Below are 20,094 nucleotides of genomic sequence, written 5' to 3' on the forward strand. Positions count from 1 at the left end.
TTTTATTAGATAATACATAAGTTCTAAATAACGTATATAAACAAAATAATAAAAAAGAAAGACCAAAGATAACACTACCCACATCGCCTAAATAAGATATACCAACACTTTCATATACTACGCTTAATACATTTTCTGTAAGAATAAAACCAATAAACAAAAAGATTACTATTTCAACAAATGTAATAACATACCCTTTCCATAGACCCAAAAAACACTCCGTTTTTCTTCTTGATTTACTATATTCCTTGTTCAATCATCAAGACGACAAATCCTGCAATCGAACTTAAGAACTTGTTAGTAACATTTTTGTTTAGTGATCATTTACTTCTTTTACGTTTTCTTTAGGTACCCAACCTTCTTCTGAATTAGTTAGCCTTTTAACCCATATCCAACCATTAAGTTCCTTAGATTTAATAAGCTGTTCATTAACATTAACCTCTAATTCTTTTGCAATATAATCCTCTAAAATTAACCCTTGCTCACCTTTTATATGAATTATTTGTTCGGGTACCCAACCCTCTAAATGTTTATCTTTAGTGTAACAATAAATCCAGTTATTCCAACTTTCGTTACCTGCATATTTTTTGCCGACAATAACACTCTGCCCTTTAAAAAGTCTAATTGGATTGGGATAGTTGCTTATATGTTGTTTGGTTACTATATAAACATTTTTATCTCTTTCAGCTCCCATAATTGTCAGCCCCTTTATTTAACTAAATTGCTCCGTTACTTCAATAAGCAAAAGAGCAGTCCTTGCTTCTTCGAAGGAGAGCACCTTTTTGTGGAGTAAGTTTTATTGATTTAATTCCTCCCACTTACTTAAATACATTCTCTCTGTAAGTCCTTTACGATTTTCCATTTTACAGATAAATTCTAAACTATTATCATCAGGATCATTAAAATGAATTTTAGCATGCGCATAATCCCTGTGAGGCATTACAAAAGGTTCAGTTGGTTCAAATCCAAAAGCCTCTCTGGGTGTATAGCCTTTAGTTTCAAGCCAGGTAACAGATTTCTTCAACCCTTCTAACGATACTTGAAATGCTATATGTCTTATGGAGGGATGATATTCTAGGTCGACTTTGTCCGTCTTCCATAAACCCAACCAACTTTCATTTTTTACAATCCATAAAAATGCCAACCTATCTTCAACGATATGGTCGAGTTCAAGCCCAAGGCCAGTGTAGAACTCGATCGAACGTTTTAAGTCTCGTACTGGTAAATGTGCTTCATATAATCCCTTTATCATCATTCAGAAACCTCCGATTTTAATTACTAAACAAATTTCGTTTGTTAATTTTAACATTAATTCCCTATTCGATAACAAAAAAAGCATCCCTTCTTGAAGGAATGCACCCGTTAATTCTATAAATTATTTCATTGACCTTGCAACTTGCAACGAAAAAACATAGAGAGATTTTATTCTTCCTATGTTTTCATTCCTATTATTTATCTGTTTGATTTTGCTTCTTTTTCAAATACTCCGCACGTATTTTTTCAAGTTGCTGCTTTTTATCAGATTTTGCAGACCTCTGTTTTTCATGAAACTTTGTCACAGCTACCTGACTTTTGGCATCCAATTGATATTTCCCCATTTTGTTCACCTACATTTCTTTTCTTTAAAGAGAATCTATTCAACAAATATAATATACCTTATTTTACTGAAGAAAATCTTATTACTTTATTAGTGTACTGCTAACTTTGCATATATCAATAAAAACTTAGTAAATATCAAAATAAAATGCCTTGACACTTGTCTTTCTGAGTAATCCTCATCCTTTGTGGGAATGGAATTCGTTAAATATTAACCATTCAATGAGTAAGATCAATTTTTATACATGGATAGTTCATGATACCTTATCTTTTCAATTAAATACTGTATTCCATACAATATATAGGCTTTGTAATGTAGAGTAACAAAGAATTGAAAATGGTTTAACCGATTTAAACGCACGATTTTAATCTTTTTAAGAAAAGGTATAAAGAGAAAAGCAAATGATGCATTAACAATGGCATTAAGTATAGCAAACATTTTAATATTTCCATAAGTCATTTTAAGTATCCACATAGATAAGGGAATGTAGGGACCCATATCAAAAGGGAGCTCATCCCTTATAAAGGACTTTGGCTTATCATAAAACTTCCACCATTTCCGGTTATGTCCGTATATATGATTGATCATTTCAAAAACACTTATAAGAAAGCTCGCTAAAAAATATCGTTTAATAGTCCGTTTACCAATGAAAATGACTGATAACCATGGAATGATTATGAGCGCCAAATTAAATAATAAGTGTCGCCTTGATGTCATAAATTAATCACCTCAAATTTGAATGGATTCATTCTATTTTTTATCGTTCCCAGATAAAATAAAAAAATCCATTAGGCAATCAACTATCCTCAATAGCGATAATAAGCGTACCTAGCTTCTCTACTTCTACAACAATATTTGCAGGTTTAGAGGTATCCTTAAATATATCTAACGGTATTGCCTCCATTATCCCATCCCTTGAAGCTTATCAACTGGGTTATGACCTTTACTGTTACGTCAAAAATCACCTGTTCTTGGAAGCTCCCCTAACTCTCTTTGTTACTTTTATCTTTGATTCGTAACAGCCGCAAGCCATTTAATGTTACAAGTAAAGTTGCCCCCATATCCGCCAAAATGGCAATCCAAAGGGTTAGCCAACCTGGGACTACTAACAATAAGGCAAGTAGTTTGATTCCTAATGAAAATGCAATGTTTTGCTTAATAATATTCAAAGCCTTCCGACTTAACATTACTGTATAAGGAAGCTTTGTTAAGTCATCACCCATAAGAGCTACATCTGCCGTCTCTAGTGCTGTATCTGTACCAGCACCTCCCATCGCAATCCCAACGGTAGAGGCTGCAAGTGCTGGAGCATCATTCACCCCGTCCCCTACCATAGCTACATTCCCATACTCTGAGCGTAATCGTTTTATAAATTCTAGTTTATCTTCAGGCATCAGTTCTGCCTGAACATCAGTAACACCTACATATTCACCAATTGCGTTCGCTGTTCGTTTATTATCACCCGTAAGCATGATCGTCTTTTTAATTCCTAAATCATGCAGTTTTTTAATAAATTCCTGACTCGTTTTTCTTACTTCATCCGCTACGGCAATTATTGCCAGAATTTCACTATCCGTTCCAACGATCATTGCAGTTTTCCCTTGTTGTTGAAGTGTTCGAACGTCCTCTTCTACTTTTGAAGGTAGATCGCCATTCAATAATTCGTCAAATAAGGAAGGGCTGCCAATATAGTACTCGGTTTGATCAACGGTCCCTTTAATTCCTCTACCAGTGATTGATGAAAAATGCTCTACAGCAATGTTCATATAAGGTATTTTCTCTTGTTCTACCTTTGTCATAATCGCAGTAGCAAGAGGATGTTGAGAACGATACTCTAAAGCAGCAATGATGGATAACAATGTTGCTTCACCGATCTGATCCTGATAACGAATAAAATCTGTAACTACAGGTTTACCTTTGGTTAACGTACCTGTTTTATCAAAAGCGACTGCTTTTAAAGCACCGGCCTCTTCTAGATAAACTCCACCTTTAACAAGAATCCCATTTTTCGCCGCATTTCCAATCGCTGTAACAATTGCTACAGGAGTGGAGATAACCAGTGCACAAGGACAACCAACAACCAGTACCGCTAAGCCTTGGTACACCCATAACTCCCAACTTGCTTGGAACAATAAGGGCGGAACAATAGCCACAAGCGCTGCTACAACCATAATAGCTGGTGTATAATACTTAGCAAATTTATCAACAAACGCTTGAGACGGAGCACGCTCACCTTGCGCTTCCTCAACTAGATGAATAATCTTAGCAATCGTCGTATCATTTACATGCTTTGTTACCTCTACTTCAAGTAACCCTTCTTCATTCAACGTTCCTGCAAAAATGTCATCATCTACCGACTTTTCAACTGGAACTGACTCTCCCGTTATCGCTGCCTGATTCACCGAAGAGTGTCCTTTTCGAACAACGCCATCCATCGCAATTTTTTGCCCAGGTTTCACCATCATGATATCGCCAACTTCAATCTCGTCAACCTTAATCATCATTTCTTGACCGTCTCTTCTAATTAGCGCTTCTTTTGGAGCAATATCCATTAACGACCGAATGGATTGTCTCGCCTTATCCATAGAAAAACGTTCAAGAGCTTCACTGATCGCAAACAGAATAACGACAATCGCTCCTTCTGTCCATTCACCAATAATCGCAGCACCAATCACCGCAACCGTCATCAACGTTTTCATATCAAACTGCAACCGTAATAAATTTTTAAACCCCACTTTAAAGAGCGAAAATCCCCCAATAACAATGGAAGCTACAAATAAGAGAACGGAGAAAACGTGACCTTCCCCATAAAAGGATTGTGAAACGTACCCAACTATCACAAGAAAAGTAGCTGCAATCACGTTTAAATATTTTAAAAGAAACGGCTCTTTCTTCTCTTCAAATTCATCTAAGTCATTCTCGGGAATGACTTTTAAACTTTCAAAGTCTCCGGCTTTTTCTAGATCCTTTACCGTTGTCTCACCGAAAACGGTCACCTTTGAAGCTCCAAAGTTTACTTTTGCGTCATTAACACCATCCAGGTGTTTCACGTTCTTTTCGAACGTGGTAGCACAGCCTGCTCAAGTAAATCCTTGAACACGGTAAACCGTTTTTTGAGGTTCTAGTCCCTTCGTTTCTTCAGTCACGTTTTTCCACCTCCTTCCCATGAACAACAGCTGTTTCAACTAACATTTTGACGTGCTCATCATCCAAAGAGTAAAAGACCAGCTTCCCTTCTTTTCGACTCTTGGCAATTCCTAAATTTTTAAGAAGACGTAAATGATGAGAAACGGTTGCCATTGTTGCACCAATAATGTTCGCAACATCACAGACACACAACTCCCCATCTTGTAATAAGGAATAGGCAATTTTCAACCTCGTTTCATCTGATAAAGCCTTAAAAATGCTCGCAACTGGAGCGAGGTTCTCTGCCTCTACAATAGATGAGACCCGCTTTACCTTTTCTTCGTCATAACAAAAAATCTCACATGTGTCGTGGTCCTGTTTTCCTTTTTGGCTCATTCCGTCACCTTCATTCAAATTATCATTTGATTATAGTCTATGCTTCGTTTTTAGAGCTGTCAATATTATATTCAAATGAGTGTTTAATTAATTTAGATTACTTGCTACACTACCATGTTCTTATCAAAATGGTAGATTAAATGAAATAAACTGCTTTCGCTCATTCAAGGTTAGACTCCTCTTAAGGAGAGTTGCTTACCGTATTAACCTAGAAATAAGCGTAACAAAAGCGATGCTTGATTAAGCATCGCTTTTGTTGTTGCTAACAGACACAAGAGTGGACCTTCACCCAGCAAATCACTTTGTGCTATCAGTTATTATTGTTCAGTATAAGCAACCGTTCCATCAACGAAACGAATCCTTCATTAGTTGTAAATAGGCGGCATTTGTTGCTGTTCATTTTTTAGGGAAACGTGAAGTTCTTGGTCTTCATTAATAGAAGCGAAGAAGACGCGATTTAATTGGGCAACCCGTCTTTTTTGTAATTCAGCAATTAACCATTGTCGATTTAAGCCTAAATAGAGTAAGATATCTTCGTAAATTTTCCCTTCTACAATTAAGGGGTAAGATAAACTTTTGCTTTTCTTTTTTACATTTATATCCTCAATCGTTACTTCTAATTTATTTTCTTTTTTTAACACACTTATTTGCCCATTTGCTTCGATAATGGCAATTTTAACATCACTTAGATCAAAAATATTTTTTTGACGTAACATTTGCAATACGTTATCGACGGTATATCTAATTCCTTTTAAGTTTTCTACTAAGAGTTTCCCATCTTGAATAACTAACGTAGGTTCGAACGTTAGTTTTTTTCCTATTTTCCGATGCTTAATGGATAAGTAGGCAGTTAATCTTTGGATGAGTGGAATAACGATAATAGCTAAATACGTATAAACATGATCTACTTTTGGATCAGCAATGTCAGCTCCTACCACATTGGCTAAAGTCATAATAATAAGAAAATCGAAAATAGGCATTTCTCCAATGGAACGTTTGCCCATATACTGTGTGATTACTAAAAATAACGGGAAGATCGTAAAAATTCTCGCTAATATGATAACTGACTCTTTTAAAACCTCCATATGTTTTCACCTATTCCTTTTTTGGGAGTACATAAGCAGAAAAAGATCTACTGTAAGAGTTTCATGATAGTTATCCCCAATAGGACTTACTGTTATTACTTTTGCATTCTTATGACCAATTGTGTTTAATAAATGACCCTTATTAATATCCTTTTTTGATATAAGATTCCGTTACAAATCAAACAAAACATTAACAACGTCGAAATCATCGACCCTAGAATTTAGAACCCTAATACTAATGGGATGATGGCCATCGGTGTCGATATTCCCTTTGGCTTTTTCTCTCTTTTATTCACTTCATCTAATTTATGATTACTAGCTTTACAGTTAAAAGCGAGATACCACCGAGCAAACAAAATATTGTAAATAAACTATGATTTTACTATACTAGTCTATGTTTACAGAAATTATTAAGGGGTGAAGACATTGAAAAGATTTAAAGGGATTTCGGCGATTTTAGGGTCTGCTTTTTTAGCAATGACGTTAGTAGCATGTTCAGACTCTACTTCTAGTGAGCCGGTAGAAGAAGAACCTACAGAATCAACGCATGACATCACAGAGGAGGAAGTTCTGGAATTACAGCAAAGCTGGGGAGAAGGTATTGTCCATATTGGAGAAGTATACAGCGAGGGGGGCGATTATGAAGCCGCTGCTTCTGAGCATATCGAACGTTTCTATGGGTATGACATCGGCAATGTTCTTTTTAAACCAACTTTAGCCAAAGAGGAGCGCTTCCGCGATACTTTTGAAGGCGCCTTGTCTTATTTCATAGGGGGAAATGAAGCATTTCCCGAGGATCATGGTTTTGCTATTGTACCTTGGACAGATGTACAGTGGGAAAATGAAGGAGTTATCATTGAAGGAAATAAGGCTGTAAGTATGGGCGTCTATTATTTCACACCAGCTAATGGAGGAGATCCTGTCGAAGTAGAATACAATTTCGCTTATACAAAAAATAATGATGGCGACCTGAAGATTGTCCTTCATGGCTCTCATTATCCATATAATCCTACTCAAGAAATCACAGAGGAGGAAGTTCTGGAATTACAGCAAAGCTGGGGAGAAGGTATTGTTCATATCGGAGAAGTATACAGCGAGGGTGGCGATTATGAAGCCGCTGCTTCTGAGCATATCGAACGTTTCTATGGCTATGACATCGGCAATGTTCTTTTCAAACCAACTTTAGCCAAAGAGGAGCGTTTCCGCGATACCTTTGAAGGTGCTTTGTCTTATTTCATAGGAGGAAATGAAGCTTATCCCGAGGATCATGGTTTTGCTATTACACCTTGGACAGATGTACGATGGGAAAATGAAGGAGTTATCATTGAAGGAAATAAGGCTGTAAGTATGGGCATGTATTATTTTACACCAGCTAATGGAGAAGAGCCTGTCGAAGTAGAATACACTTTCTCTTATACAAGAAATGATGATGGCGACCTAAAAATTGTCCTTCACAGCTCTCATCTCCCATATAGTAATTAATTTGTTTAATAGCTTATAAGAGATCCATGAACTATAAAGGATCTTTTAACAAAAGCGATGCTGATCACAGCATCGCTTTTTTGATATAAACCATTACAAATCAAACAAAAGCATCAACAACGTCGAAAGCATTGGCCCTAAAATATAGAACCCTAACGCTATTGCGATGATTACCATCGGTGTCGATAATCCCTTTGGTTTCTTCGCTCTTTCATTCACTTCATCTAGTTTCTGATTAATAGCTTTAAGCTCTTCAAGTATTTCTCGATTCGTTGGATCTGTCATATTTTATCTCCTTATGATTAAGTCCACAAGATTGTACCATCTCTTTTATGTTTATTACCAGCTGTTTCCATTAATTTTACTAATAGACCCCGTCACCACCCGTATTTTGTTAATTTAATCTCGACCTACTTCGGGTAGTAACCGGCACTTATCCTTATTTTGTTTGTACACAGTAAATATGGATTTAGAAGTAAAAAAAGCAATAGGTACAGTCTAATTAGACTGTACCTATTGCTTTTCTTTATTCAGATTTCGCTTTAAAAAACACTTTGTCTACATTGTACTTCGCCTTGAGTTCGTTAATTATAAACGTCTCATAGATTTCTCTATGTACAGGGCCTTCGACCATACAAACATCAATTTTAGTAACTTCATCTCTATGCATTTTGATTGGCGATACCGTATCCTCAAAATGTTTTTTGATTCTTTGTCTTAACTTCCTTGCTTTACCGACGAACAATAACTCTTTCTTATCATTATAAAACATAAAAATCCCACCCTTATCTCTAGGGATCAGATGAAAATCAGTAAATCCATAGATATTACTTAGCTCTGGATGATCCTGTTTGGTAATCGTTACATTCGGTGTTGGAATTGTTATATTTATCATGAAGGTTCACTTCCTTTTTAAATAGTGCTGTAAATGCTAGCATTAATCGATATATATTGTTATTTTTATAAAACATCTAGGTATTCTAGGCATTGTGTGGTATGCTTCATCTAACCATTTTACCACTTGTAGCATGTATGCCCCGAGGCTGACTAAACGTAAAATGCCAGATCCTTCAAAAGGGGAGGCATTTAGTAGTCAGCCTTTTTTTGTGGTTTGTTCCGATAATAAAAAAAGGACTCTAATCTAGAGTCCTTTCTCAATTATGCTTTGTTTACATTAACAGCTTGAAGTCCACGTTGACCTTGCTCAGTGTCAAATGTAACTTTTTGGCCTTCATCTAAAGATTTAAATCCTTCGCCTTGGATAGCTGAGAAATGTACGAATACATCATCTCCACCTTCAATTTCGATGAAACCGAATCCTTTTTCTGCGTTAAACCATTTTACTGTACCTTCTTGCATGTTTGTTTCCTCCTGAGGTGGATTACGTCCACCATTTATTACTATAGATGTTCAGTTATCAAAGGCGAAAAGTTTAACCACTTATTCGTTCCTAAAGATCGAACAAAAATAATTCTTCTTTAGAATAACAGATAAGATTCCAAAAGGCAAATTGTCATCAATATCTAACTTCAAACTCCCAGTTAATAAAATTAAATTTTAGAGACAAAATAAACATATAGATCTGTATTTAAAGTAGGAGGGTAAAAATGGTATCCCATTCTAAAATTAACTTAACATCAGCAGAGATGGCAACGCTTTGGAGTGCTTATCAAAATGATACTTTATCCATATGTATGTGTGAATATTTTTTAGCAACGAACGAGGATCCTGATATTGAGCCTATTATTCAAATGGCGCAAACACTCTCTGAGCAACACATTGCGTTTATTACTCAAGTATACAATACTGAGAATTTCCCTATACCAGTTGGTTTTTCTAAGGAAAGAGATGTGTTTCCCAATGTTCCCCGAATATATGAAGATACATTTCTTTTAATGTTTCTAAGACAAATGGCTAAGGTAGGAATGGCAACTTATAGTGGTGCATTATCATTAGCAGTTCGAGAGGACCTAGTTGAGTTCTTTCAAGATTGTTTAGTGTCTACAAGTCATTTATACAAGCAAACAACGGAAGTCTCCTTACAAAAAGGAGTTTTAATAAGACCTCCGTACATATCATACCCTGAAAAAGTTGAATTTGTTGAGGACAAGGAATATCTAGGTGCCAGTTTAAACCCTTTTACACGTCAAAGACCTTTAAATGCTATCGAAATATCTCATTTATTTATGAATACTGAAACGAATTTACTTGGTAGTATGTTAACGATAAGCTTTGCACAAATGGCCCAGTCAAAAGAGGTAAGAGAGTTTATGACACGAGCACAACAAATTGCACAAAAGCATATAAAGGTGTTCGGAAAAACATTGATAGATAGTGATATGCAGGCACCCATGTCGTGGGATACGAATGTAAAGAATTCCACAACACCAGCATTCTCCGATAAACTTATGATGTTTATTACAACTTTAATAAGTAATGCTGGAATGGGAAATTACGGATTGTCTGCTTCAGCAAGTATGAGGATGGATTTAGGAACTAACTATTTTAGACTGGCTTTAGAGGTTGCAAGGTTAGGGAAAAGTGGTGCTGATATCATGATACAAAATGGTTGGCTTGAAGAGCCACCTCAATCCGCTGATCGTAAAAAACTTACTCAAGAAAAATAACAAGGGTGGCCTATCAAACAGGAAAAAAGAGCGTAACAAAAGCGATGCTTGATTAAGCATCGCTTTTGTTATAAACAATTTACTCAAGAAAAAACACAAACAATATGGAAAGCATCGGTACTAAAATAGAGAACCCTAACACGATTGCGACAATGGCCATCGGTGTTGATAATCCCTTTGACTTCTTCGCTCTTTCATTCACTTAATCTAGCTTCTGATTAATAGCTTTTAGTTCTTCTAAAATTTCTTTATTCGTTGGATCAGTCATCGTTATGTCTCCTTATCATTAAGTCCACATGAGGGTATCATCTCAGCTATGTTCATTCTAAATTGTTAAACATTATCATACACCTTTGAATCTGAGTTTAAGAAACAAGTAATAGTAAAGCTATATATCCAATCGCTCCTAATGAGAATGCCCATGTACTGCTTTCTCGATCTTCAGGTAGTTCTTCTTTTAGAACATTTAATATAATGGCACCGGATAGAAAGGCAAAAAATAAAGCTAATACAGATTCGGGTATTTCTGTTAGGACACCGATTGCCCATCCCAAGAGTACAGCTAATGCTAGTACCCATCGACCAATTCGGTTGTAGATATCCTTGTGATGAGTACGTAAGCCATAATCGACAACAATAAAATGCAAGGCCATCGCAATGACATATAAAATCAAACTTAATAGCCCTTCTGAATCTCGATGAATAAGTAAATAGCCGATAAGCCCGTTGTAACATGCAAAGGAACTAATATGTATCCAAAAGGTTCCTTTTGTGGGTTGGTTTATCCCTCTGTCTTGCTGGTTTTTTCTCTGAGAGTCTTTGGCCATTTTTTCTAAGGCATAAAATACGATGAGGCCAAGCATTGCCAGTAAATAGGCATGATGTTCAAGGTAAGTAAGTAAAATGCCATGATGTTCTATTAACTCTTGATGTTCCTTTAATTCAGGTAGGATATGAATAAATACATACCCAACAGACACACCCCCACCTAAGGAAAGGAATCGACTTCTAGGAATGATTTGGATAAAACGCATATTCTTAGCAAAGATATGCATACATGCGAGTATGATGGCAAAGGCAAACGCTGATATCTGCATACAGAACCCTCCTCTGTATGCCTTTTCCCAAATCCCTTTAAATCTACTCCGAATAGCTATCAATTTTTAAAGTTAGATAATAGGACAGTATGAATGAATAGTTTCGGCATAAACTACACCTACCATGCGTTTTACACGACGAAAGGAATGATTCCAATAGAACAACAGCACGTTATAAAAATCTTAAATAAGTTACTTCAAGGTCAATATATGGGAGTACATTCTTATGAAGAGTTCATTAAGAATCTTGATGATTCTTCCCCGCTTCGCAATCGTTTCATAACTATACAAAAGGACTTAAAACACCATGCTGCTTTGCTTTCAGAACGAATTCAACAGCTCCATGGGACGCCTGCTACGAGTGAAGGAGTTATTGGTAAGATCGAACTTAACATCAGCCAACTACTTGATCATCCAAAAGATGAAAAGGATATTCTGAAACATGCAATTAAAGGAGAAAACCTATACGGAATAAAGATGACAGAGAAATTAGTTCGTGATGAACTTGATGAGGAAAGCTTGAATCTTGTGCATGAAATCTTGGACAAGCAAAGAGATCATGTAGATTATTTAAAGTCTGAATTGCACTGATTATAAAGCGGCTAAATGGGTCTGCCCCGACATCACCTTCTACTTTTAAATCACAGGTGTCATTTTGCTCACAAAAACAATTCATTTAGTCTTCCTTATGCAGTGGTTTATCGTATAAGTATGCTGGTTTCTCTAAGATGTCTGCTACCGCTTCAGAAAGCTCTAGTGTGCTTGTATCTAAGTAAAAACGTTCAGATGGTCCCTTATGTTTGAATTCCTCCATCAACTGCAAGCACCGGATTCCCATTTGATGTTCCTTCACTCTCAAGGAATCCCTTCTTAGTAATTCCTTTTCTTCCGTCCAAAGAACCACATATTTTATTTCAATCTGTCCCACTTCATCATTTATCTTATGGCTAAACATCTCTACATCTTTCTCAAAAGTAACATAATCAATGATCACATTCTTATTTGACCTTATAAAATTGCTACTAAGAGAAGCAATGTTTTCCCATACAAGAGCAAGAGATTCTTCACTTTCCCAAGGCGGTTTGTACCCACTTACAATCATCTGATGTATGAGGTCGCCCTCTATATATGCACTTTGATCAAATTGTTCTGCTAATTGTCTCGAAGTGGAAGATTTCCCTACTCCAGCTGGTCCGGAAACAATATAAATACTTGGCAATGGTTAGACCTCCAACTGATAAGTATTCCAATTATTTATCCTCATATTACTCACCTTTCTCACAATAATTCGAGTAAGTGCAAGGTGGTGGTATGATGAAATTATGTTCTTTTCATGTGATGATTATTTATTCGTAGTTAAAATATATTCACTCCCATCTTGCTCCAGATAAATCATATTCTCTTCACCCATCACCGAATAAATCTTCGTTCCGACTTCAAAAAAGTTCGATTCGCCGTTTTCAGTTGGGAGCTTTTCTTTTGGCAGCTTCCTTACGATCGTCCCTACAAACCCACTCTTCTCATATCCTTCATCATTTGTAGCAGCCGTATATTCTTGATCATTAAAATGAACAGAAATACTATATACCCCACTGCCATTTCCACCAGTAGATTCCTGCCCGCACGCACTTAAGAGGCATAAGATAAGAATGAAGCAGATAAGATGAAACATAGTGGCCCTCTTCACCATCATCACCTCGTATTGATTATTTGTGTTCACAAAAGCATAGGTAAATATGTTTTTAACTTCATAGACGTCCCTTTCTTTAATGGGATTTCCAGCTGTGTATCCCGCACTTCCCACAGTTTTTTCGTTCCATTTCCCTTCCACATACGTCATCACCCGAGACGTGTGCTGCGTTCGGTCAAAGCTGTCAAGCATGCGCAGAGTAAGGTCTTTTAATGCTAAAACACGTATTTTTATTATGGGAATGTATTCTCCCTAAAGGAACCAAAGTCCTGTTTTTCAGGGTAAAGAAGGAAGAATTCTTCCCCTTGGTGAATAAATAGAAATCAAAACAAACAAGGGTGACGGTATGGATGTAGAATTCATTTTAATCGGTATGATCTTGCTGGGCTTTATCATTATAGCCACGGCTTTTTTCACGAAAGAAAAAGACTTGGATGAGCTTTCTTTTTTCGGGGCAGCTGATTTATTTGTCTGGATTTATCAATTGCTCTTCAATGCTTCAGACATTTTTGCAAAACGGGTTCTGATCTTTCTCCTCGGTTTGGTATGGTCGGGGTTGTTTATTGCTGTGCTCATTTTAGGTCTTTACTGAGTATTGGCGGCTCTGACCTCTTCCACGGCCGCTTACTTCATTTCTTCCTCCTAAAATTGCACACAAATCGACAGCAAAATACCCCGGGAAATGACCCGGGGTATGATACATTGGCAGTTCTCCACGTCTTTTTTGATCTGCCATATGGGAAGTTCTTTTATGCCGTTTACGATCCAGTCCTAATGAGAAAAAGAAAATCGACGGCCAAGGATTTATCCTGCTTTTTTGTGATCGTTTTCTTCCGATGAATCTTTTATCGTCTTATCATATTTCTCTGGTGATTTCGCCACTTTTATGAGTGCAAATATGATCGTAATGCCCAAAATGACCGCTGGCACTCCGCCTAAATTAGAGAGCATTTTGATGCCATCGGTCTGAGCGAAGCTAATCATCACCCAAGCAACCACACTGATCGTTACACCCCAAATGGCCTTAATGAGTATACCTGGTTCAGGACTTTTCGGTGTAATGCCAGTCGAACTGATCCCTCCCATAGCGGCAAGGGTCGAGTCTGCTGCTGTCACAAAAGCAATGAAGACAATAAACAAATAAAGAGGGATGATAATCTCTGAAAACGGAATGGCTCCCATTACCGCATATACTAATGCTTCCGGTCCGCTATTCGTCAAAATGTCTCCTAGGTTCCCATCCGTCATTTGCATATAAATGGAGGTTCCGCCAAAGATCGTCATCCAGATCCCTCCGAAAAAGGACGGTAATACAAAGTTGACAATAATAAAGGATCTTACGGTATGACCATAAGCAATTCTTCCTAAGAATAATGCTGTAATGGCTGCCCATGAAAACCAATTGGCCCAATAAAATGTCGTCCACCATTGTGGCCACTGATCATCTGCTGCGGCACCTGTAAATAAACTCTTCTCGAAGAAATGAGTAATATAATGACCAAATGACTCTGTACCTAAGTTTAATAAATAGGCAGTCGGTCCAACTAAAAAGATAAACGCAATGATAAATAGAAACAATTTAAAATTGATATCTGAGAGAATCCGAATCCCTTTCATCAGGCCTGTTGACGCTGAAATAATAAAGGTAATCATCACAACTGCAGCAACGATAGCCCACAAACCGGGAGCACTCGCAATTCCTGATAAATAATTGACCCCACCAGATAAGTTTAAGATACTCGTACCCATTGCTGCAGCCATCCCTAAAGCTAACGTGTAGAGACACATCGCATCAATGACTTTCCCCCATTTACCATGGAGCTTGTCTCCTAATAAGGGAGCCAATGTCGAACTTATACTAAACGGTTGTTTCATATTGTAATAGGCAAAAGCAAACATCAAAGCCGGAATGCAATAGATCGCATAAGGCGTGATCGTCCAATGAAGGTACATCGTCGACATGGAGAACATTGCTGCTGCGGCACTATTCGGTTCTAGATTCATACTTGCTGGTGGCTCAGTCAAGTGATAGATCGGCTCGACAATCCCCCAAAATGTAATACCGGCTGCAATCGTCGTCGTTAACGTAATCGCAAACCAATTTCGAAAAGATAACAGGGGCTTCGCATTCTCCCCTCCAATCCTCACCTTTCCCAATTTAGAAAAATAGACACCCACACATACAAATACCATAAATAATCCAGCTAAACTAAACACCCAACCTACATTCGTAATGACCCAATCATTCGCTCCAGTAGTGATGGTGGTAAAAGCACCCTCATTCGTAAAACTTAAAATACTCGCTACGACTACCAATAAAAATGGGGGCCAAAACACCCAATGCTTCAGTGATTTCATGTTTTTCCTCCTCGAAGTTAGCGAACGAGAAAACGCGTAAGGTTCTCTCATCTTTCATAGAAATTAAGTTCCTCTTATATTTTGACTGCACATACGTAATGATGAACGCAGCTAAAATATACCTCTATGATTTCGATAGAGGTAGTAGACATGAACTAATTTCATCTTAGAGTTTTCATGCACCTTACCACCGAAGTATTGATTGTTCAGTATCCCATAATTTACCTCAAGCAACCTATCGCTCTTCTCATCTTGATAACTGATCAAATACCACTCTTACCATGTACGATAACACTCCCTTTCTCTTAGAAGATCACTTGTAAAGGCAGCATCTTTCTAAGAACCACTATTCATTCCCCCTGAGCATATAAAATAAAATACCTACGTCAATCAAAAAAGCTGATTCTTCCCCCGAGGAATCAGCTGGTCGCTCGTCTCCTACGTAGCTGCTTTTAACCTAACTCTCTTATTATACAATAGTTTCAGAAAATTGCTAATGTGGGAGGGATTGGGGGAGGTTCCGTCATCATACTAGAATTCGGATAGAGGTAATTTGTGTTGCTCCTCTAGATGGATTATTACTCATCCACTACTGATTACAGCCATAGAACTGTACCACCAGTATCATTTTTACCAGTAGTTGTCACAGAAATCACCACTTACTGTCAAAATCTTACCAATAGGAAGCATCAAAGGTTATGAAGTCAAAAAAGCCTAATCCTCTGTACGGAGGGATTAAGCTTACCGCTTACTCTATAGCGACAATGGTGGCTTATTATTAGTGAATATTATCGTTGTACTGTGCAGTAATTGCAATTTTTGAAACATTATTTTAAGAGATTATTTCCCGCATACCGCATGGCACGAGAGTTCATTTGGTATGTCTACGTTGGAACAAACATATAGAGAAGTCTTAATGGATAGCTTTCTTTTTACTATAGCTACACTTAGGAAACTCTTTACATCCATAAAAAACTCCATACTCACCTTTTCGTTCTACAAGCGATTTTCCACATTTCGGGCAGACCTTTGATATGTTTCCCGATAAAGTCGCTACCTCGCGCTTCTTTTCTCGTGTTGTATATTCCATTTTTTTGACTTCAGCAGTTTGAATTGCAGGTGCCAGAACAGACTCTGTATTTTCAAAACATGATAGCATTGTCATCAAATTATCCAATGATATCTCATTATTAACTGTATCGCGTGCAACTTTCACAGGCTTACAACTCCATATTTCCTTATCTCCTATAATATATAAACGGTATTTAGCTCTTGTGGCTGCCACATTCACAATATTTTTATTTACCCAGTTTGCCGCTTTTACAGATGATTTATCGCAACCAAGCAAGAATATTACTTCATCTGTTCCTTGTCCTTGGAATGTATGAACAGTTCCGATATTTTTATCTTTTAACCATTTGCTTACACGCGGTTCACGTTTATAGAAATCAGATTTGCTTAGTGTATCCATCATTCCCTTCTTCACGGATGTGAATGGTGTAATAATAAACAATTTCGGTATATCACTACTGTCTTTCTTGAATTTTTCTTCGAGAAGCTTTAGTACAATCTGACCTTGTGACGGTACATAACGGTTCTTATTTCCGGACTGTTCCTCACCTTTAACATTTATCCAATATGACTTATCCAAGATAAAGGACTTCACAGCGTTTTCCTTTGGTGGCGCTGTCTGCTGTTTCATAGTGTCATCATAAGAAAGGTGATTTGATATGCTATACATTGGGTCTATACAACGTCTATGTACAGTAAGCGGACATCCAACCCACTCTTTTTCTTCATCTTCTCCGAGAAAAGTGCCATAGCTATTAATGTTATCTGCAAAACCTTGTACAGATATTTTCTTGTCCTTATATGGTGTAAGTAAATCAGATGTAAGAAGACTTTTAATCATGTCTGTTTCTTCTGTCACCACCGGCTCAATTTGCTTAGGATCCCCAACAATTATAGCTCTTCTGCATCGCATCAAAGCTCCAACCGCCATCTGAGGTTGTGCCTGCCCTGCTTCATCCACTATAAGCGTTCCAAGTGTACCCGGACGCTTTATATCACGTAAGAAGGTCTGTGCAGACGCAAATGTAGTTGATATAACCGGGGTAATGAGAAATATATTCTGAATCAATGCTGGGAAGGCATCTATTCTGTCTTTCTCACCCATACGTTCATCACAATCATCATACATATCCCATGCGATCAAAAGATTAATTACATTTTGTCTAAATGATTTAGAGGAAATTACAAATTCCTTATGAAGTTTACAAGCATACAAGAACAGCTTTTCACGTTCCCTGTTGTATTGCTCTGTAAACCAAGGATTTATAACCTGTGCCCACGTTGATGCGCTCTCATCAAGCGATGCATATCCATCCATAAAAGATGAATCAATTGGAGTGAGCTTCTCAGCCCCTTCGCTATGTCTGCTTAAAAGATTATGATAGCTAGCAATTTTTGAAAGACCGTCTTTTTGCTTTTTCAAAACTTCGATCTCAATCTTTTTCTCTGATATTAAATTGTCTCGTGTAGAATCTTTCTTCAATCTTCCGAACAATCCCCTAGGTCTTGATTCCTCAAGTTCCATTACATATGCATAATTTTCTTTTATTTTTCTATCGAGATCATCCTCAGAAATATTCTCATTAGTCAATGGCAAAAAATTTGAATAGTCGCACAGGATTTCCAACTCTTTCTCAAGTTTCTTTACAACCTTAAGCTGTTTAAGAAAGCATTCTCTCTGCTCTACATATTTCTTTCGATGTTTCTCACGCACATTGTTAAGATTATAATCGTTAATAAACTCTTTAAGTACAGATACACAGTACTTGTTTATATTTGCACGTTTTCCAAATGGAGCTGATACAAGACCCCAGCAGTCATTTCTATTTAGGAGTTTATTAGCATACCGCGTGAAATAAATATCACGCACTTCTTTTATTTCACCAGATATCTTTATTTGCTCAATATCTTCTGATTTTTCGACATCAAACAAATCATGAACTTCATTCAATCCTGACGCCACCGATACATCATCATCTTTTGAAGGTTCAAGACTCTTGAGTATGTCATCACTTTTAGGAAGGTCTGCAGTGATATTTTCAACGGCCGAATTATTACATGATGCTACTAACATTCCATATTGATTGATTTTATCATTCTTTAGCTTGAAATAAGATGGTGCATACTTAAAATATCCCTTACTAACCAACGGTCCCTGTGTAAATGAACACCTCTCATAAGCATCGTCTGGATCTGAATGTGCCGCTTCCGCTAACAGCTCAGCTCTTTTTACTATATTGCTAGATACGATTTCTTTGAGAAGAGTTGTCTTTCCGGTGCCAGGAGGACCATTAACAGAAAATACTTCCGTGTCTGCTTTTTCATCTATCGCAAGATTTACTGCCACCTGTTGCATAAGAGCAGGCATGAATTTAGCAGGCCACTTTCCTAGTGGAGCATTTTTGATATTAAGGGTATTTTGAAAGAAATTCATCATCTTCTGACGTTCTTCCATTGGAGAAATAGATATATAATTTTCTGGAATAATTCCTGCAGTTTTATTATGTGCAGACAAAATATAATTTATCACTTTACGCTCATAATCAGAACCTTCTCCAAATTTTCCTGATTTGATTTCATCTATGAGCAAAACGATATCATTCAAAAAAAAGCTCTTACCTAAACTTGCATAGTCTTCTGGATTTTCGTCTTTGTCCTTTGCCTCATCACTTTTGTATCTGTCATAGATAAAGAGTCCTATATAATCAGTAGCAAGTTCCGGCGTTATTGTCTTCACATATGAATTATGAATATCTGAAAATACAGAAGGCAATACAGCAAATAACTCTTCTGCTTCCTGAAGCCAACTGTCATACTTTCTGGTCTCATCATCATAATCAATCGAGTTCAAAGAAAATCCATTGACTTTTTTATTCCATACAGAGATAGCCCACAAAAGTGGAGATAGCTGGAATGAATTCTTCTGATAAATGCCTTCCGAATCAGTTTTAAATGAGAACCATGCAATCTCGCTTCTTTTCGGATAGGCTATGTCTGGCTGCTCATCATGATTTTTCACAAATTTAGCAAGATAATCAACCATGTCATTTCTTTTAATTCTACCAAAAAGGAATGATAAATCTGTGCCCTCGCCAGGAAATCGAGAAAATTTCTCCTTGTCGGTTGTTAATTTATCAGAAAGATCAACCGAAGGCACTTTTAGACTGGTAAACATTGAAATCTTTTCCAATCTGCTATCAATCGGTTCACCTTTTTTAATCTTTTTTACTACTTTCTTATTGTCTTCACTATCCTGTGGAATATCTACTTGATTTAAAAGTTCTATCGTCTTCCAATAATCAAGTATTTCAAGTACTTTCTTCTTCTCTATGTTTGTCATTTCTACTCTCCTAAACTGAAAAAATCACTACTATTACTTACTGTTGTGACATTTTTCTTTTAATAATATCTTAAAAAAATAGTGTATTTTCACTCTTCTCTGTTATTATCCTAATATTTACAATCATTTTCAGTTTTTATCTCATTCCCATCTGGCAGAACAAGCGCTTGCTCAACTCTATTATCCTTTATATATTAGACAAATTGAAATTTGTTAATTTAGTAT

19 protein-coding genes are annotated in these 20,094 nt (G+C 36.9%); 4 read left to right on the forward strand and 15 right to left on the reverse strand.

Going from position 1 to position 20,094, the window contains the following annotated elements; genetic code table 11:
• Positions 1-313: 313 nt before the first annotated feature.
• From AB3N04_RS05995 to AB3N04_RS06020, 6 genes are all read right to left on the reverse strand, one after another.
• A complete protein-coding gene (locus AB3N04_RS05995) occupies positions 314-694 on the reverse strand; it encodes an SH3 domain-containing protein (RefSeq protein ID WP_368505191.1) in 381 nt (126 codons plus the stop codon).
• Positions 695-796: 102 nt separating this feature from the next.
• On the reverse strand, positions 797-1,252 hold the full coding sequence (locus tag AB3N04_RS06000) for a VOC family protein (RefSeq protein ID WP_368506003.1): 456 nt from the start codon (positions 1,250-1,252) through the stop codon (positions 797-799).
• 196 nt (positions 1,253-1,448) lie between these two features.
• A complete protein-coding gene (locus AB3N04_RS06005; RefSeq protein WP_368505192.1) occupies positions 1,449-1,598 on the reverse strand; it encodes a hypothetical protein in 150 nt (49 codons plus the stop codon).
• Positions 1,599-2,580: 982 nt separating this feature from the next.
• Positions 2,581-4,764: a heavy metal translocating P-type ATPase gene (locus AB3N04_RS06010; RefSeq protein WP_368505193.1), complete on the reverse strand. Its 2,184-nt coding sequence runs from the start codon at positions 4,762-4,764 to the stop codon at positions 2,581-2,583.
• On the reverse strand, positions 4,736-5,119 hold the full coding sequence (locus AB3N04_RS06015; RefSeq protein WP_368505194.1) for an ArsR/SmtB family transcription factor: 384 nt from the start codon (positions 5,117-5,119) through the stop codon (positions 4,736-4,738). The genes AB3N04_RS06010 and AB3N04_RS06015 overlap by 29 nt, the downstream gene beginning before the upstream one ends.
• Before the next feature lie 365 nt (positions 5,120-5,484).
• Positions 5,485-6,204, reverse strand: coding sequence for a DUF421 domain-containing protein (locus tag AB3N04_RS06020; protein ID WP_368505195.1), 720 nt, complete (start codon positions 6,202-6,204; stop codon positions 5,485-5,487).
• Positions 6,205-6,630: 426 nt separating this feature from the next.
• Between AB3N04_RS06020 and AB3N04_RS06025 the strand changes: the two genes are divergently transcribed.
• Positions 6,631-7,686 (forward strand): hypothetical protein, encoded by a 1,056-nt coding sequence (locus AB3N04_RS06025; protein ID WP_368505196.1) that lies wholly within the window; start codon positions 6,631-6,633, stop codon positions 7,684-7,686.
• Between the two features lie 93 nt (positions 7,687-7,779).
• Here AB3N04_RS06025 and AB3N04_RS06030 read toward each other — a convergent pair whose 3' ends face one another.
• From AB3N04_RS06030 to AB3N04_RS06040, 3 genes are all read right to left on the reverse strand, one after another.
• Complete coding sequence (locus AB3N04_RS06030; RefSeq protein WP_368505197.1) at positions 7,780-7,971, reverse strand: hypothetical protein; 192 nt, start codon at positions 7,969-7,971, stop codon at positions 7,780-7,782.
• 241 nt (positions 7,972-8,212) lie between these two features.
• A complete protein-coding gene (locus tag AB3N04_RS06035; RefSeq protein WP_368505198.1) occupies positions 8,213-8,581 on the reverse strand; it encodes a nucleotide excision repair endonuclease in 369 nt (122 codons plus the stop codon).
• A 263-nt stretch (positions 8,582-8,844) separates the two neighbouring features.
• Complete coding sequence (locus AB3N04_RS06040) at positions 8,845-9,045, reverse strand: cold-shock protein (protein WP_317123950.1); 201 nt, start codon at positions 9,043-9,045, stop codon at positions 8,845-8,847.
• Between the two features lie 248 nt (positions 9,046-9,293).
• Here AB3N04_RS06040 and AB3N04_RS06045 point away from each other — a divergent pair, with 248 nt between their 5' ends.
• On the forward strand, positions 9,294-10,313 hold the full coding sequence (locus tag AB3N04_RS06045) for a DUF3231 family protein (protein WP_368505199.1): 1,020 nt from the start codon (positions 9,294-9,296) through the stop codon (positions 10,311-10,313).
• Positions 10,314-10,392: 79 nt separating this feature from the next.
• On the opposite strand, the gene AB3N04_RS06050 is transcribed toward AB3N04_RS06045, so the two are convergent.
• Both AB3N04_RS06050 and AB3N04_RS06055 read right to left on the reverse strand, forming a co-directional pair.
• On the reverse strand, positions 10,393-10,515 hold the full coding sequence (locus AB3N04_RS06050; RefSeq protein ID WP_368505200.1) for a hypothetical protein: 123 nt from the start codon (positions 10,513-10,515) through the stop codon (positions 10,393-10,395).
• A 163-nt stretch (positions 10,516-10,678) separates the two neighbouring features.
• Entirely contained in the window at positions 10,679-11,410 is a 732-nt protein-coding gene (locus AB3N04_RS06055; protein ID WP_368505201.1) for a hypothetical protein, read from the reverse strand.
• A gap of 93 nt (positions 11,411-11,503) precedes the next feature.
• Here AB3N04_RS06055 and AB3N04_RS06060 point away from each other — a divergent pair, with 93 nt between their 5' ends.
• Positions 11,504-12,001: a DUF2383 domain-containing protein gene (locus AB3N04_RS06060; RefSeq protein ID WP_368505202.1), complete on the forward strand. Its 498-nt coding sequence runs from the start codon at positions 11,504-11,506 to the stop codon at positions 11,999-12,001.
• Between the two features lie 85 nt (positions 12,002-12,086).
• On the opposite strand, the gene AB3N04_RS06065 is transcribed toward AB3N04_RS06060, so the two are convergent.
• Together AB3N04_RS06065 and AB3N04_RS06070 are read right to left on the reverse strand one after the other, a co-directional pair.
• On the reverse strand, positions 12,087-12,629 hold the full coding sequence (locus AB3N04_RS06065) for an AAA family ATPase (protein ID WP_368505203.1): 543 nt from the start codon (positions 12,627-12,629) through the stop codon (positions 12,087-12,089).
• A 123-nt stretch (positions 12,630-12,752) separates the two neighbouring features.
• On the reverse strand, positions 12,753-13,241 hold the full coding sequence (locus tag AB3N04_RS06070) for a hypothetical protein (protein WP_368505204.1): 489 nt from the start codon (positions 13,239-13,241) through the stop codon (positions 12,753-12,755).
• A gap of 205 nt (positions 13,242-13,446) precedes the next feature.
• Between AB3N04_RS06070 and AB3N04_RS06075 the strand changes: the two genes are divergently transcribed.
• Positions 13,447-13,692 (forward strand): hypothetical protein, encoded by a 246-nt coding sequence (locus AB3N04_RS06075; RefSeq protein ID WP_368505205.1) that lies wholly within the window; start codon positions 13,447-13,449, stop codon positions 13,690-13,692.
• A 212-nt stretch (positions 13,693-13,904) separates the two neighbouring features.
• Here AB3N04_RS06075 and AB3N04_RS06080 read toward each other — a convergent pair whose 3' ends face one another.
• A complete protein-coding gene (locus tag AB3N04_RS06080; RefSeq protein WP_368505206.1) occupies positions 13,905-15,458 on the reverse strand; it encodes a BCCT family transporter in 1,554 nt (517 codons plus the stop codon).
• 913 nt (positions 15,459-16,371) lie between these two features.
• Positions 16,372-19,869: an AAA domain-containing protein gene (locus tag AB3N04_RS06085; RefSeq protein ID WP_368505207.1), complete on the reverse strand. Its 3,498-nt coding sequence runs from the start codon at positions 19,867-19,869 to the stop codon at positions 16,372-16,374.
• Between the last annotated feature and the right edge of the window lie 225 nt (positions 19,870-20,094).

It is taken from the genome of Alkalihalophilus sp. As8PL, assembly GCF_040939795.1.
GTDB lineage: Bacteria > Bacillota > Bacilli > Bacillales > Bacillaceae_D > Alkalihalophilus > Alkalihalophilus lindianensis.